Consider the following 633-nt stretch of genomic DNA (forward strand, 5'->3'; position numbering starts at 1 on the left):
GGCTTGAGCGTGGCCGAGGGCGATGCGGTTGGCATATGCGGCCAGGTCGCGGTACGAGGTGGCCAGGGCGGCGCGCTCGTGGGCTCCGCGGCGGGCGGCCCAGGACAGGGTCACGACCACGGCCTGAAGCGCGGCGCCGGCGAGGACGAGGCCTGCGCGTACGGCGGCGTGGGCCGGGTCCTGTGGGGTGCCGATGGCGATGAGCAGGGCCGCCGGCCAGAGAGCGGCGACTGCTGCGCGGCGCTGGCCGAGGCTGACGGTGAGTCCGGCTATGTACCCCCATACGGCGATCACCGGGATCAGTGCCCAGGGCTGCGCGTGAGCGACGGTGGCGCCGGCGAAGGTGGAGACGGCGGTGCCGACTCCGGCCACTGCGACCGCGGACAGGCGGGTGCGGGTGACGCCCTGGAAGGAGGCGAGCCCGGCGAGCAGGGCGCCGAGGGCGGCGAATACGCCGTCGGCGGTCTGGCGGGTGAAGACGCCGATCAGCAGGGGCAGCACCACTCCCCCAGCGATGGCGAGTCCGCGCCGCTTGGCGAGGGCGTTGCGGCGCAGGTCGCGGGGGCGGGCGGCGGCGGCCCATTCGAAGCGGGCCAGGTAGCTGAGCGCGGGCCACCTGGGCTCGGCGGCACT

1 protein-coding gene is annotated in these 633 nt (G+C 75.7%); it reads right to left on the reverse strand.

Features of this window, described 5'->3' with window-relative positions:
• On the reverse strand, positions 1-633 hold a 633-nt coding region (locus tag KDK95_RS34890; RefSeq protein WP_212522629.1), incomplete at both ends, for an FUSC family membrane protein.

The sequence above is a fragment of the Actinospica acidithermotolerans genome (assembly GCF_018139625.1).
Classification (GTDB): Bacteria; Actinomycetota; Actinomycetes; order Streptomycetales; family Catenulisporaceae; genus Actinospica; species Actinospica acidithermotolerans.